9 protein-coding genes are annotated in these 14,760 nt (G+C 65.7%); 6 read left to right on the top strand and 3 right to left on the bottom strand.

Annotated elements, in window-relative coordinates; all coding sequences use genetic code 11:
* Nucleotides 1-122: 122 nt before the first annotated feature.
* On the bottom strand, nucleotides 123-1,064 hold the full coding sequence (locus ACQR03_RS04955) for a GlxA family transcriptional regulator (protein ID WP_315712236.1): 942 nt from the start codon (nucleotides 1,062-1,064) through the stop codon (nucleotides 123-125).
* Nucleotides 1,065-1,208: 144 nt separating this feature from the next.
* Here ACQR03_RS04955 and ACQR03_RS04950 point away from each other — a divergent pair, with 144 nt between their 5' ends.
* Nucleotides 1,209-1,907, top strand: coding sequence for a DJ-1/PfpI family protein (locus ACQR03_RS04950; protein ID WP_434840999.1), 699 nt, complete (start codon nucleotides 1,209-1,211; stop codon nucleotides 1,905-1,907).
* A gap of 88 nt (nucleotides 1,908-1,995) precedes the next feature.
* Here ACQR03_RS04950 and ACQR03_RS04945 read toward each other — a convergent pair whose 3' ends face one another.
* Complete coding sequence (locus ACQR03_RS04945) at nucleotides 1,996-2,406, bottom strand: NADH:ubiquinone oxidoreductase subunit NDUFA12 (protein ID WP_315712239.1); 411 nt, start codon at nucleotides 2,404-2,406, stop codon at nucleotides 1,996-1,998.
* Between the two features lie 165 nt (nucleotides 2,407-2,571).
* Between ACQR03_RS04945 and ACQR03_RS04940 the strand changes: the two genes are divergently transcribed.
* From ACQR03_RS04940 to ACQR03_RS04930, 3 genes are all read left to right on the top strand, one after another.
* A complete protein-coding gene (locus ACQR03_RS04940; RefSeq protein WP_316170455.1) occupies nucleotides 2,572-3,237 on the top strand; it encodes a BA14K family protein in 666 nt (221 codons plus the stop codon).
* 456 nt (nucleotides 3,238-3,693) lie between these two features.
* Complete coding sequence (locus ACQR03_RS04935; protein WP_316170454.1) at nucleotides 3,694-6,012, top strand: CHASE3 domain-containing protein; 2,319 nt, start codon at nucleotides 3,694-3,696, stop codon at nucleotides 6,010-6,012.
* Between the two features lie 122 nt (nucleotides 6,013-6,134).
* On the top strand, nucleotides 6,135-8,393 hold the full coding sequence (locus ACQR03_RS04930; RefSeq protein WP_434840998.1) for a CHASE3 domain-containing protein: 2,259 nt from the start codon (nucleotides 6,135-6,137) through the stop codon (nucleotides 8,391-8,393).
* Here the strand turns inward: ACQR03_RS04930 and ACQR03_RS04925 are convergent.
* Entirely contained in the window at nucleotides 8,390-9,283 is an 894-nt protein-coding gene (locus ACQR03_RS04925; protein ID WP_434840997.1) for a DMT family transporter, read from the bottom strand. The two genes, ACQR03_RS04930 and ACQR03_RS04925, sit on opposite strands and share 4 nt — an antisense overlap.
* An 816-nt stretch (nucleotides 9,284-10,099) precedes the next feature.
* Between ACQR03_RS04925 and ACQR03_RS04920 the strand changes: the two genes are divergently transcribed.
* Together ACQR03_RS04920 and ACQR03_RS04915 are read left to right on the top strand one after the other, a co-directional pair.
* Nucleotides 10,100-13,876 (top strand): vitamin B12-dependent ribonucleotide reductase, encoded by a 3,777-nt coding sequence (locus ACQR03_RS04920; protein WP_434840996.1) that lies wholly within the window; start codon nucleotides 10,100-10,102, stop codon nucleotides 13,874-13,876.
* 91 nt (nucleotides 13,877-13,967) lie between these two features.
* Nucleotides 13,968-14,750 (top strand): ImmA/IrrE family metallo-endopeptidase, encoded by a 783-nt coding sequence (locus ACQR03_RS04915; RefSeq protein ID WP_434840995.1) that lies wholly within the window; start codon nucleotides 13,968-13,970, stop codon nucleotides 14,748-14,750.
* Nucleotides 14,751-14,760: the final 10 nt, after the last annotated feature.

Raw genomic sequence — 14,760 nt, 5'->3', positions numbered from 1 at the left:
ATCCTCCATGGACAAAGTGGCAATGCGCGTACTATGCGCGCCTCGCGCATGTCACACAACTTTAACTTGTATCAACTGCCATCGAGGATCGTCGCCCGCGGCCGCTCGTCCACTGATCCAGGTCAGGCGGTGAGGCGTGCCGCGCGCCGCAGGGCCTGCGGCGGCTGGCCGAAGGCGCGAATGAAGGCGCGGCGCATCCGCTCAGGATCGCGAAAGCCGGTCGCCTCGGCCACCAGCTCGATCGGCTGATGCGAAGCCTGCACGCGATCGCGCGCCACCTCCAGCCTGAGACGCTCGATCGCCTTCGACGGCGTCGTCCCGGTCTCGGCCACGAAGGCGCGGGTGAAATGCCGCGTGCTCATGCCGGCACGCTCGGCAAGGTCGTCGACCGTCAGCGGCGCATCGAGATGCTCGCGCGCCCAGGTCAGGAGCTCGGCGAAGCGGCCGCTCGGCGCCTTCAGCTCCAGCAGCGAGGAGAACTGCGACTGCCCGCCGCTGCGGCGATGATACAGCACGAGCTGACGTGCGGTCTTCTGCGCGATCTCCTCGCCGTGATCGTCGGCGACCATGGCGAGTGCGAGATCGATGCCGGCAGTGATCCCAGCCGAGCTCCAGACATTGCCGTCGCGGACGTAGATGCTGTCAGGCTCGAGCTTCACCTGGGGGTAGGCTCGCAGGAACTGCCGCGTGCGCTGCCAATGCGTGGTCGCGCGCCGGCCGTCCAGCAGGCCCGCTTCGGCCAGCACGAAGGCGCCGGAACAGATGCTGGCAAGCCGGGTGCCGCGCTGCGCGACCTTACGAACGAAGTTCAGCGTGCATGCGTTGCGGCTCGCAGCTTCCACGCCCTCGCCGCCAGCGATCAGCAGCGTGGTCAGCGCCGACACCGGACCGAATTTGCGCGCCAGCATTTCGGCCCCTGACGACGACCGCACGGGTCCGGGCGTGGCGGCGACGACCCTGATCGATGGCGCGGCGCGCGCATAACGCGAAGCGATCTCGAACACCGAGATCGGTCCGGCGGCGTCGAGCAACTGAAAATCGGGGTAGATGAGCACGCCGATCATGGTGGATGGCTCCGTGAGCCCAAGTCCGTGAGCCCAAGTGTGAAATCCCAAGCCCGTCCGGAAACGAGGGAACTTTGGCATATGCGCCATCCAGCGGACCATGCAGAATGCCCGCCGTCAAGCACCACACCTGCGAGCACCGCCATGGCCCAACCGCTCTCGATCGCTCTCGTCCTGTTTCCACATCTGACCCAGCTCGATCTCACCGGTCCGGTGCAGGTGTTCTCCAGCGTGCCGGGGGCGACACTGCATCTGGCGTGGAAGAGGATCGAGCCGATTCCGACCGACTCGGTCCTCACACTGATGCCGACCACCACCTTCGCTGACTGTCCGCGGGCGGACGTGATCTGCATTCCCGGCGGCTTCGGCGTCGACGCCATCCTCGATGACGCCGAGGTCATCGGCTTCATCCGCCGCCAGGCCGAAGGAGCCAGGTACGTCACCTCGGTGTGCACGGGCTCGCTCGCGCTCGGCGCCGCCGGCCTGCTGGATGGCTATCGCGCGGCGACCCATTGGAGCGCGCGCGAGTGCCTGCCGCTGTTCGGGGCCACCGTCAGCACCGAGCGCGTCTGCATCGACCGCAACCGGATCACCGGCGGCGGCGTCACGGCCGGCATCGACTTCGCGCTGACCCTGGTGGCGCAGTTGGTCGATCGTCAGACGGCGGAGGCAATCCAGCTCAGACTCGAATACAATCCGGCGCCCCCTTTCACCGCTGGATCCCCCGACACGGCGCCGTCCGAGGTGGTGTCACGCATGCTGGAGCGGATCGCACCGTTCCGGAAGCGGCGAATCGAGGCGGCGGAGCATGCGGCGGCCGCCCTCAGGACCAACCCGGCGTAGCGCAGGCTTGGCAGGCTCCCGAAAGTAAAGAGGCCGCCCGGAGCTCGGGGCGGCCTTTTCCGATCGGGTCATCTCGAGCGAAATCGAATCAGCCGCCAGGAGTCCAGGGCTGATAATCACCGGTGGCCTTTGGCCTGCGACCGCTGCCCAAGGTCGAGCCGGCCGGGCGATACGCCAGCGCAGTCCCCGTCAGGTTCGGCTCATGCGGCTTTTCCCACTCGCGCGGCTTGTAGCCCTCCTGAGTCGGCGGCACGTCGACCATATGATGCATCCAGCCGTGCCATTCGGGCGGAATACGGCTGGCTTCGGCCAGGCCGTTATAGATCACCCAGCGCCGCTCGAAATGCAGCACCGGGTCGATCTTGCCGCCGGCAGTCCGATAATAGCGGTTGCCCTGTGCATCCTGCCCCACGAGCTCGCCGAAGCGCCAGGTCCACAATTGCGTGCCGAAAGTCTGGCCGTTCCACCACGTGAAGAGCTTTAGAAAGAACTGTTTCATGGGCTTGGGGCCGGTTCTGTGAAGGTCCCGGTTCTGATGCCACCCCGCCCGCATCTTGTCCAGTGTTGCACCGCCTCCGCCCGCGACGATGTATCGGTTCGCGGCGGGGAACGACATCCGCGGCCTGCGGTTAGGTCACTTTCCCCCCCTGATGGAGCGATAGCGATGACCAGACTGAAGAGATGGAGCACTGCGGCGGCAGTGGCGCTGATTCTGCCGCTGGCGGCAGCGACGACAAGCTTTGCCCAGGGTCCCGGCGGCGGCGGTCGTGGTCCGGGCGGCGGTGGTGGTGCCGCCGTCGGCGGGGGCGGTGGCGCGGCCGTCGGTGGTGGCGGCGGCGGAGCGATCGGCGGCGGCGGACGCGGCGGCTTTGCGGCGGGCCCGGGTGGCGCCGGGATGAGCGGCGGCAGCTTCGCCGGACGCGCAGCCGTTGGCGGCGCAGCGCTGGCGGGTCGCGGTCCGGCGGCCGGCGCCAACGTCGCCGTCAACACGGGTGGCGGCCGCGGCAACTGGAGCGGCGGCAATTGGAGTGGCGGCGGCTGGCAGGGCGGTCACCGTGGCGGCTGGCATCACCGCGGCGGCGGCTTCTGGCCGGGTGTCGGCGTTGGCGTCGGGATCGGATTGGGCAGCAGCTATGCCTACTACAACGATCCGTATTATTACGGGCCCGACTATTACTCCGACTACTCGTACTATGACGACTCCGCGCCTGTCGCCATCGTTGGAACCGAAGGCGTCGACCCGAGCTACTGCGCACGCAGGTACCGCTCGTATGATCCGGCTTCGGGAACCTATCTCGGTTATGATGGCTTTCGCCATCCATGTCCGTAAGAGTCTGACATAGTAGCTGCGACAACAGAGGGCGGCGAGCCTATGCTCGCCGCCTTTTTCGTGCCGTATTGTTGTTTGTTCTGTGTCTAATGCGCCACGTTGCAGGCCGATTTTCGCCCATATTCCAAAATGTGCCCCGCGACGTGCAGATGATCGTCCCGTTTCGGTCCAATATTGTTTGAGCTCGTGATTCTGCCCGTTTGGCCGCTTCGCAGGCTTGGTTGATATCAGTTGATGGACACATGGATTTTCGCGGGACTCGCGCAGTGCAAACGCCGCGGGTGAGCAGCTTGGGCCTGCCGCCCGCGAACGCGCCAAGAACTTCGAACAAGGAGGCGCGCCTTGCCGACATATCTTCACTGCTTGGACGCAGCTGCATCGAAACTCGGATGCATGGGGCTGGCCGCGATGATCCCCGGCCCAGCTGGCGGACATGTCGATGATTGAGAAACGCAGATGACCTATCAGCGCCTCGCATTGGGGCTCGGTCTTGGAACGCTGCTGGCGATCGGGGCCGCGTCCACGGCGCTCGACATCAAGTCGCGCCACGACGCGGCCTGGGTGAATTCATCGCTCGACATCCTGCAGAAGACCTCCGATCTGCGTCTGCTGCTACGCGAAGCGGAAGCGACCTCTCGCGGCTACGCACTCGTCGGTGACGATCAATTCAGGACGGAGTTTGCCGATGTCAGCACGAGAATTCCGGTCGCCATGGCCGAGCTGCGGCGCGCCGTGGCCGACAATCCCGAACCGCTGAAGCTTCTGACCGAGACCGAAGCCCTGATTGTCCGCAGGGTCGAGCTCGCTGCGGAGTTGATCCGGTTGCACGCCGCCTCGGATCGTGCGGGGCTCGAAGCCCTCAGAAGCCGCGCCGAAGGGCCGGCGACCATGAGCGAGATCACGGCCCATCTCGACCGTTTCGTTGCCGATCAGCGCAAGCTGCTGACGCAGCGTTCGATGACGTCGAAATCCACCGGATCGCTGCTGCTCACGATCGACCTGTGCGGTCTCGCGCTGCTGCTGATCATCGCCTTCTACCTCATCCGGCGGACCTATCTCCACGATCGTGCGCTGCGCGCGTCGCTGGTCCGCTCCGAAGCCGAGGCCAACTCGCTGGCGGAAAAGGCCGAGCAACAGCATCTCGACCTGATCGCCGCCCATGAGAAGCTGCGCCATTCCGCCGAGATCCTGCAGAACACGTTCAACAGCATGGCAGAGGGTGTGCTCGTCATCGATGCCACCGACACCGTGGTATTCTCGAACCCCGCGGTCGAACATCTGCTCGGCTACAGCCCGGAAAAGAATCTGGCCGACGTCCGCGCGCGCCTCCGCGTCTACGAAAGCGACGGCGTGACGCCTGTCGCAGCACACGACCTGCCGACGCCGCGAGCGTTGCGGGGCGAGAGCTTCGACCGCCGCGAGCTGATCGTCTACCGGCCCGACCGGGACGAGACGCTGCGGCTGATGATCTCCGGCCGCCCGCTGCGCGACGCCGCGGGCGGCATTACCGGCGCGGCGATGGTCTATCACGACATCACCACGGCGCACGAGACCGAGCGGCTGCTGCAGCAGGCGCAGAAGCTGGATGCGATCGGCAAGCTCACCGGCGGCGTCGCACACGACTTCAACAACATGCTGACGATCATTACCGGCACCATCGAAACGCTGGCCGACGAGGTGAAGGACCGCCCCGCCGCCGCGGCGACCGCGGCGCTGATCGGACAGGCGGCAGACCGCTGCACCGAGCTGATCCGGCATCTGCTCGCCTTCGCCCGCAAGCAGCCGCTGCATCCGCGCGACAGCGACGTCAACAGCACGATTCTCGACATCGCAAAGCTGCTGCGTCCGACGCTCGGCGAGCAGATCGAGATCAACTCGATCCTCGAAGAGGAGACGCTGATCACGCACATCGATTCGGCGCAGCTCGCCAACTCGCTGGTCAACATGGCGATCAACGCCCGCGACGCGATGCCCAATGGCGGCAAGCTGCTGCTGGAATCGCGCAGGGTGGAGCTCGATGAGGCCTATGCCTCAGCCAACGCCGGCGTGACGCCCGGCCCCTATGTCATGGTCGCCGTCAGCGACACGGGTACTGGCATGTTGCCGGAGGTCCGCGACCGCGCCTTCGAACCCTTCTTCACGACGAAGGAAGCCGGCAAGGGCTCCGGCCTCGGCCTCAGCATGGTCTACGGCTTCGTCAAGCAATCCGGCGGCCACATCAAGATCTACAGCGAGGAAGGACGGGGCACCACGATCCGGCTCTACATCCCTGTGCCCAAGGGACAGGCTGCGAGCCCTGCTCCGCCCGAGCCCCCGCCGCCGCGCGGCGAGGAGACCATCTTCATCGTCGAGGACGATCCACTGGTGCAGGACTTCGTCGTCTCACAGTTGCAGAGCCTCGGCTACAAGACCATCACCGCATCGACCGGGGTCGAGGCGCTGGCCAAGATCGACTCCGGCCAAAGCTTCGATCTCCTGTTCACCGACGTCATCATGCCCGGCGGCGTCAACGGCAAGGAGCTCGCCGAGGAGGCGCTGCGGCAGCGGCCCGGCACCAAGGTGCTGTACACGTCCGGCTATACCGACAATGCGATGGTCGAGCACGGTCGCCTCGACCAGGCTGCGCTGCTGCTCACCAAGCCCTATCGCAAGTCGGAGCTCGCCAAGATGGTGCGGCTGGCGCTGGCAGGCCCCGTGGATGACGCCTTGGCCGATGATGCCTTGGCCGAGAACGCCTTTTCCGAGGACGCGCCGACGCGCGCTCACTTCTCCTGACTTGACCATCGCGCAGATCGGAACTGCGATCGTCACGGAGCTGGGCGCCACAAATTCCAATGGAAACCTACCCCATGCAATTGGCAGGACGCGACGGCATCCCGCGCCATTGGAGGCCACCGATGATCCGCCGGCGGGTGGTGATCGGGCTTGGCCTTGGAACCCTGCTCGCGATCGGCGCCGCGTCGACGGGACTGGACATCAAGGCGCGCAACGATACCGCCCTGGTCGAGCACACGATGGAGGTGCTGGAGAAATCCTCCGAGCTCCGCGCCCTGCTGCGACAGTCAGAAGCCGCCTCGCGCGGCTTCGCATTGTCCGGAGCCGACCGGTTCATCGCAGAGTTTCAGGCGACGAGTGGACTTATTCCTGCGGCCTGGGCGGACCTGCGAGAGCTCGTCCGGGACAATTCCTCGCAGAGCGAGCGGCTGCGATCGATTTATGGCATCGTGCAGCGGCGTATTCAGCTTGCCGGCGAACTGATCCGTCGCCACGCGGCGAACGATCGCGACGGCCCGGAGGCGCTGGCGGCGAGCGCGGCCGGTCCGGCGGCGATGACGACGATCAACCAGGCGCTCGACGCCTTTACCGATGAGGAGCGCCGGCTGCTGGCGGACCGCGCCACGATCTCGCGACGAACCGGATCCTGGCTGCTGGCGATCGACCTCGCCGGCGTCGGCCTGCTGCTCCTGATGTCGGCCTATCTCGTCCGGCGCGCTCATCTTTCCGACCGGGCGCTGCGCTCGTCCCTCACCCGGTCACGGGAGACCGCGACCTCGCTGGAAGCCCAGGCCGTGCAGCAGCGCAGCGATCTCGCCGCCGCCTATGACGCGCTGCGCCGCTTCTCCGCCATTCTCACGAACACCTTCAACAGCATGGCCGAGGGCGTCCTCGTCGTCGATCCCGAAGGCACGATCATGCTGTCGAACCAGGCGATGGGACGTTTCCTGGGAACGAATGTGGGCAAGACCTTCGCCGAGATGCAGGCTGCCAACCAGTTCTACGAGAGCGACGCCGTCACCCGCATCGTCGACGAGGAGCTCCCGATCGCGCGCGCCTTGTGCGGGCTGTCGTTCGACCGCCGCGAGGTCGTGGTCAAGCCGACCGACGGCCGGCCGCAGTTTCGCCTGATGGTCAGCGGGCGGCCGCTGCGCAATTCCGCAGGCGCGATCAGTGGCGCCGCGCTGGTGTATCACGACGTCACCGACGTGCACGAGACCGAGCGCCTACTGCAGCAGGCGCAGAAGCTCGATGCCATCGGCAAGCTCACCGGCGGCGTCGCGCACGACTTCAACAACATGCTGACGATCATCACCGGGTCGATCGAGGTCCTGATCGACGCGGTGCAGGACCGGCCGGCGGCGGCCGAGTTCGCAGCCCTGATCGGCAGGGCCACCGATCGCTGCACCGAGCTGATCCGGCATCTGCTCGCCTTCGCCCGCAAGCAGCCGCTGCGTCCGCGCGACATCGACGTCAACGCCACGGTGGAGGACATCGCCAAGCTGCTGCGGCCGACCCTCGGCGAGCAGGTCGAGATCAGGACCGTTCTCGCCGACGAGGATCTCATCGCCCATGTCGATTCCGCGCAGCTCGCGAACGCGCTGGTCAACATGGCGATCAACGCGCGCGATGCGATGCCCGATGGCGGCAGGCTGCTGCTGGAGACGGCGAAGACCACGCTCGACGCGGCCCATGCAGCGGCCAATCCCGGCATCGTGCCCGGTTCCTACGTCATGGTCGCGGTCAGCGACACCGGCAGCGGCATGCCGCTGGAGGTGAAGGACCGCGCCTTCGAGCCGTTCTTCACCACCAAGGATGCCGGCAAGGGCTCCGGCCTCGGCCTCAGCATGGTCTATGGCTTCGTCAGGCAGTCCGGCGGCCACGTCAAGCTTCAGAGCGAGCAGAACCGCGGCACGACGATCCGGCTCTATCTGCCGGCGGCGCAGGCGACGCAGCAGATCGAGAAGGAGCACGAGCAGGCGCTGCCGCATGGCCGCGAGACGATCCTGGTGGTCGAGGACGATCCGCTGGTGCGCGACTTCGTGCTCGCCCAGTTGCAGGGCCTCGGCTACACCACCCTCGTCGCCTCGCAGGCCTCGGAGGCGCTGGCGATCGCCGCGCGGAACCAGCCCTTCGACCTGCTGTTCACCGACGTCATCATGCCCGGCGGCATCAGCGGCCGGCAGCTCGCCGAAACCATCATGACCACGCGCCCCGCGCTCCCAGTGCTCTACACCTCCGGCTATACCGGCGATGAGATGGTCGAGAATCGGCAGCTCGTGCCGGACGCGCTGCTGCTGACCAAGCCGTATCGCCGCGCCGAGCTCGCGCAGATGGTGCGGCGGGCGCTGGACGGCAAGCCGGCGGCCGGCTGGCGTTAGCCGCGGGTCGCCATCGCCACCGCGGCCAGCGTGAAGGCCAGCGCGGCCACCTGCCCTGCCCCGAGCGGCTCGCGCAGCGCGATCGCGGAGGCCAGGACGCCGATCACCGGCACCGCCATGGTGCCGATCGCCGCCACCGAGGCCGGCAGCCGCGACAGCGCCGCGAACCAGGCGACATAGGCGACGCAGAACTGGATCACGGTGGAATAGAACATCAGCGCCCAGTCGAGCTGATCCAGCTTCGTCCAGTCGGAATGCTCGACCGCGAAGCCCACGAGCACGATCGGCACGCAGCCGATGCCGATCTGCCAGGCCGCCGCCGACAGCGGCGGCAGCCTGATCGGGAGCTTCTTGGCCATGACCGTGCCGAGCGCGAAGCCGAACGCGCCACCGAGCACCATCAGGATGCCCGGCAGCTTGTCGCGGCTGGCGTTGAGCCCGTTGCTGCCCATGATCGAAGCCAGCCCGGCGAACGCCAGCACCAGCGCGAGCACGCGCAACAGCGTCGGCCGCTCGCCGAGGATCGGCCAGGCCAAGAGCGAGGCCCACACCGGCATGGTGTAGGCGATCAGCGCAGCCTCGCTCGCCGGCAGCCACAGCAGCGCCAGCCCCATCAGCACCATCCAGGCGGTGACGTTGAGCATCCCGGCCAGGACCAGCCGCGGCCAGACCTCCCGTGGCACGGCGAGGCTCTGGCGGCGGATGACGGCCAGCAGCGCCAACAGCAGCGCCCCCACCACCCCGGTGGTGCCGCGCAGAGTGAGCGGCGGCAGCACGCCGACCAGATGCTTTGTGACCGGCCAGTTGAAGCCCCAGCCGAGCGAGGTGATGGCGAGGAACATCAGCCCGGCGGGCGTGATCCGCCCGCTGGCCACTGGCTTGTCTGTCATGGAATCACCGGCGCCGTCCGTGGGACGATGAGCTTGCCGGCGTTTTCCCGGCCACACCAGGGATTGTGGGGCATGCCTGCCCCGCGAACGCTCCGTAGGCGCCCGTGAGTCCCGCTGATGCAAGCGAAACACGTCATTCGCACGCGAATAAATCTGCCCCTGTGAACAGCGGGACGAAGCCCTGTGGACAGCCTGCGGCACAAATTTTTTCGGTTTCGAATCCGCGAGGACTCGCCGATAGTTACGGCCATCACGATACCGGCACACGCCCTGGTTATCCCGTACTTTCCCCCATATTTAGTGTTTGATTTAGGAACCTGTACTAGTCCTTGACGGGTGGAGCGGAGTCGTCCTAGCTTCCGGCCCGGTTCGGCGCACAGTCATGTTTCGGGTCTGGCCGGCCGCTTCCCTCGAGAGGGTTCGAAGACGACCACGCCGCCGTCGCCACGGCAGCGGGCGTGGGTCGCCGTCTGCCCTGTAGACCATCGCTGCGCCGACGCGCCCCGACAGGGAACCCACTAGATGTGGGGCCTCCCCTGCAGGGACGACGGAGCAGAACGGCGGGAGTGACGCGTTGAGAACGGACGGTGCGGGCAGCGGACGGGCTGCACGCCCCGCGCAGGAAGACGGGGCGAGACGCCGGACAACGGCGCAAGGCCTTCGCCTTCGAGGCTGAACAGATGCGGACCGGGCAACCGGTTGAACTGCGGCGGCAGACGAATTTTCCGGCAGCGTCCGGGGACTTCCAGCCGCCGCCCTTGGATGCAATGATCCCGGCCGCCAAGCGCGGTCCGGCAAGAACTATTGGGGCTCGCGATGCGGATTGAACGGCGCAACACCACCGAAGGACAGTCGCCCTATGCAGGGATCGACTTCCGCCTGACCACGTCCGAGATCAAGAATCCGGATGGCTCCGTGGTGTTCCGGCTCGAGAATGTCGAGGTCCCCGAGTTCTGGTCGCAGGTCGCCTCCGACGTGCTGGCGCAGAAGTATTTCCGCAAGGCCGGCGTTGCCGCCAAGTTGAAGAAGGTCGAGGAAGAGAGCGTGCCGTCGTGGCTGTGGCGCTCGGTGCCCGACACCGAGGCGCTGGCTGCGCTGCCTGAGAACGAGCGCTACGGCAGCGAGCGCTCGGCCAAGCAGGTGTTCGACCGTCTCGCCGGCTGCTGGACCTATTGGGGCTGGAAGGGCAACTACTTCTCCTCGGAAGCGGACGCGCAGGCGTTCTATGACGAGCTCCGCGTCATGCTCGCCAAGCAGATGGTCGCGCCGAACTCGCCGCAATGGTTCAACACCGGCCTGCACTGGGCCTACGGCATCGACGGCCCCGGCCAGGGCCACTATTACGTCGACTACAAGACCGGCAAGCTGACCAAGTCGAAGTCGTCCTACGAGCATCCGCAGCCGCACGCCTGCTTCATCCAGGGCGTCGAGGACGACCTCGTCAATGACGGCGGCATCATGGACCTGTGGGTGCGCGAGGCGCGCCTGTTCAAATACGGCTCCGGCACCGGCTCCAACTTCTCGCGGCTGCGCGGCGAAGGCGAGCGGCTGTCGGGCGGCGGCCGCTCGTCCGGCCTGATGAGCTTCCTCAAGATCGGCGACCGCGCTGCCGGCGCGATCAAGTCGGGCGGCACCACCCGCCGCGCCGCCAAGATGGTGGTGGTCGACGCCGACCATCCGGACATCGAGGCCTATATCGACTGGAAGGTGAAGGAGGAGCAGAAGGTCGCGGCGCTGGTCACCGGCTCCAAGATCAACCAGAAGCACCTCAAGGCCGTGATGAAGGCCTGCGTCAATTGCGAGGGCTCCGGCGACGACTGCTTCGATCCCGAGAAGAACCCGGCGCTGCGCCGCGAGATCAAGCTCGCGCGTCGCGCGCTGGTGCCCGACAACTACATCAAGCGGGTGATCCAGTTCGCCAAGCAGGGCTACAAGGACATCGACTTCCCGATCTACGACACGGACTGGGATTCGGAAGCCTATCTCACGGTGTCCGGCCAGAACTCCAACAACTCGGTGTCGCTGAAGGACGACTTCCTCCGCGCGGTCGAGACCGACGGCGACTGGAATCTGATCGGCCGCACCAACAAGAAGGTCGTCAAGACGCTGAAGGCCAGGGACCTCTGGGAGAAGATCGGCCACGCCGCCTGGGCCTCGGCCGATCCCGGCCTGCACTTCAACACCACGATGAACGACTGGCACACCTGCAAGGCGTCCGGCGACATCCGCGCGTCCAATCCGTGCTCGGAATACATGTTCCTGGACGACACCGCGTGCAACCTGGCCTCGGCCAACCTGCTGACGTTCTACAACACGGAAACGAAGCACTTCGACGTCGGCGCCTACGAGCATCTCTGCCGGCTCTGGACGGTCGTGCTCGAGATCTCCGTGCTGATGGCGCAGTTCCCGTCGAAGGCGATTGCCGAGCTCTCCTACGAGTTCCGCACGCTGGGCCTCGGCTATGCCAATATCGGCGGCCTGTTGATGACCATGGGCCTGTCCTACGACTCCAAGGAAGGCCGCGCGCTGTGCGGCGCGCTCTCGGCCATCATGACCGGCATCGCCTACAAGACCTCCGCCGAGATGGCCGGCGAGCTCGGATCCTTCCCCGGCTACAAGAAGAACGCCGCGCACATGCTGCGCGTCATCCGCAACCATCGCCGCGCCGCGCGCGGCGAGGCGACCGGCTATGAGGCGCTCTCGGTCGCCCCGGTGCCGCTCGACCACGCCCACTGCCCGCAGGTCTCGCTGGTCAGCCACGCCATCCAGGCCTGGGACGACGCGCTCGCGCTCGGCGAGACCAACGGCTACCGCAACGCCCAGGTCACCGTGGTCGCCCCCACCGGCACCATCGGCCTGGTGATGGACTGCGACACCACCGGCATCGAGCCTGATTTCGCGCTGGTGAAGTTCAAGAAGCTGGCCGGCGGCGGCTACTTCAAGATCATCAACCGCGCCGTGCCCGCAGCCCTGCGCGTGCTCGGCTATCGCGAGAGCGAGATCGCCGAGATCGAGGCCTATGCGGTCGGTCACGGCTCGCTGTCGAACGCCCCCGGCGTCAACGCCACCACCCTGAAGGCCAAGGGCTTCACCGACGAGGCCATCGCCAAGGTCGAGAAGGCGCTGCCGACCGCGTTCGACATCAAGTTCGTGTTCAACAAGTGGACGCTCGGCGAGGACTTCATCGTCAAGCAGCTCGGCGTCACCACTGAGGCGATCGCCGCCCCCACCTTCGACCTGCTCACCGCGATCGGCTTCACCAAGCGCGAGATCGAGGCCGCCAACGTGCACATCTGCGGCGCGATGACGGTCGAGGGCGCGCCGCATCTGAAGGCGGAGCACTATTCGGTGTTCGACTGCGCCAACCCCTGCGGCAAGATCGGCAAGCGCTATCTCTCGGTCGAGAGCCACATCCGCATGATGGCGGCGGCGCAGCCGTTCATCTCGGGTGCGATCTCCAAGACCATCAACATGCCGAACGACGCCACGGTCGAGGACTGCAAGGCGGCGTATCTCTTGTCGTGGAAGCTCGCGCTGAAGGCCAACGCGCTCTACCGCGACGGCTCGAAGCTGTCGCAGCCACTGAACTCGCAGCTCATCGCCGACGATGAGGACGAGGACGATGCGGTCGAGTCCTTCTACGACAAGCCGATGGCGGCGCGCGCCACGCAGGTCTCGGAGAAGATCGTCGAGAAGCTGGTCGAGCGCATCGTCGTGATGCGCGAGCGCGAGAAGATGCCGGATCGCCGCAAGGGCTACACCCAGAAGGCGGTCGTCGGCGGCCACAAGGTGTATTTGCGCACCGGCGAGTATGACGACGGCCGCCTCGGCGAGATCTTCATCGACATGCACAAGGAGGGCGCGGCACTGCGCTCCTTCATCAACAACTTCGCCATCGCGGTGTCGCTCGGCCTCCAGTACGGCGTGCCGCTGGAGGAGTATGTCGACGCCTTCACCTTCACCCGCTTCGAGCCGGCCGGTCCCGTGCAGGGCAACGACTCGATCAAGTATGCGACGTCGATCCTCGACTACGTGTTCCGCGAGCTCGCCGTCAGCTACATGTCGCGCTTCGACCTCGCCCATGTCGATCCGTCCGAGAGCAATTTCGACGCGCTCGGCCGCGGCGTCGACGAAGGCAAGCCGTCGGAGGACGGCCCGAGCCAGCAGGCCGCGAAATACGTCTCGCGCGGCCTGACCCGCTCGCGCACCGACAACCTCGTGGTGATGCGCGGCGGCTCCTCGTCACCCTCCCCTTCAGGGGGAGGGTCGATCGGAAGCTCCGCTTCCGATCGGGGTGGGGTGAATCTCACCGCCCTCTCCCACGCCCGCACCGGTGACTCCCTCGACGGCGCCGTCGCCCTGAAGCAGGAGCCGCAGCACGACCTCTCGCCCACCGAGAAGCTCGAGGCGCTGCAATGGAGCAAGGCCGGCACGGCCAACACGCAAGTGGCCTCCAAGGCCGAACGCCGCGCCGAAGCCAAGGCCAAGGGCTACGAAGGCGAGATGTGCTCGGAGTGCGGCAACTTCACCCTGGTGCGGAACGGGACCTGCATGAAGTGCGATACGTGCGGAAGCACGACGGGGTGTTCGTGACAAAATTTGGAATTGGAAATGCCCGGGTAAACGCCCGGGCATTTTACAATATAGGTGTCTGAGGGGGGCCAATTCAAAAGCGAGGTAGCTGATGTCAGCCGACGACTATTTGGTTGATCCACTGCGAGATATAGAAATTCGCGCTCACGCAAAGACCCAACGCCGGTCTTTAGGACTTGGCGATGCCGTACGTATAGATCCACTGATACTTGAGCAGATTCCAAACATCTGGACTATTCACGGACCAAAGCCATTTAAGCTTGAAGTCACCTCAGACGAAGATCTGCCCGGCGATTCGGGGCTGACCACCTATGACGGATCGCGGGTCTTGATAAAGATCCCGAGGCGCATCCGGCACAAAGCCTTTTTGGGTGACGGATACGCGAGGTTCACAATTTGCCACGAACTCGGGCACGCGACCCTGCATATAACCAAGCTCATGCAAGGCGCAGCGCTGCCAAGACGTCGCAGCGGAAACTCGACGTCCCGGTGGATTCCTAAATTCAAATCCGCCGAGCATCAAGCCATGGTTTTCGGAGCAGCCTTTCTCGTCAACGACGAAACGGCTCGCCAGGCGCTATCCGCGGACGAACTCTCAGTCCAGGCCGGCATCAGCCTAGCAGCAGCACGCATTTACTTCGAACAACTGCAAGAGGAACTAGAACGGCCTGCTGCTGCTGCGAGAGTTCGCAAGATCGTGGATGAAGCACGAGCAGTGTTGACCCCAAAACCTCAACCGCACGCAACCACCTTCCTCGCGGAGCTTTGTACATACTGCCAACAACAGAAGCTCTTCCCGGTCGGAAACAAGTTCATGTGCCAGGGCTGTGATGCGGTCTATGATCGCTTTCAAGACGGCGACTCTGTCCAATAGCTGACACACC

The organism is Bradyrhizobium sp. HKCCYLS3070, assembly GCF_051167575.1.
GTDB lineage: Bacteria > Pseudomonadota > Alphaproteobacteria > Rhizobiales > Xanthobacteraceae > Bradyrhizobium.
Note: the sequence above shows the minus strand (reverse complement) of the source record. Positions and strands in the feature narration are given on the sequence as shown.

Coding starts and splice junctions, on each gene's coding strand:
- ACQR03_RS04920 (WP_434840996.1), top strand. CDS start 10,100: ATGCGGATTGAACGGCGCAACACCACCGAAGGACAGTCGCCCTATGCA.
- ACQR03_RS04940 (WP_316170455.1), top strand. CDS start 2,572: ATGACCAGACTGAAGAGATGGAGCACTGCGGCGGCAGTGGCGCTGATT.
- ACQR03_RS04950 (WP_434840999.1), top strand. CDS start 1,209: ATGGCCCAACCGCTCTCGATCGCTCTCGTCCTGTTTCCACATCTGACC.
- ACQR03_RS04915 (WP_434840995.1), top strand. CDS start 13,968: ATGTCAGCCGACGACTATTTGGTTGATCCACTGCGAGATATAGAAATT.
- ACQR03_RS04945 (WP_315712239.1), bottom strand. CDS start 2,406: ATGAAACAGTTCTTTCTAAAGCTCTTCACGTGGTGGAACGGCCAGACT.
- ACQR03_RS04925 (WP_434840997.1), bottom strand. CDS start 9,283: ATGACAGACAAGCCAGTGGCCAGCGGGCGGATCACGCCCGCCGGGCTG.
- ACQR03_RS04935 (WP_316170454.1), top strand. CDS start 3,694: ATGACCTATCAGCGCCTCGCATTGGGGCTCGGTCTTGGAACGCTGCTG.
- ACQR03_RS04930 (WP_434840998.1), top strand. CDS start 6,135: ATGATCCGCCGGCGGGTGGTGATCGGGCTTGGCCTTGGAACCCTGCTC.
- ACQR03_RS04955 (WP_315712236.1), bottom strand. CDS start 1,064: ATGATCGGCGTGCTCATCTACCCCGATTTTCAGTTGCTCGACGCCGCC.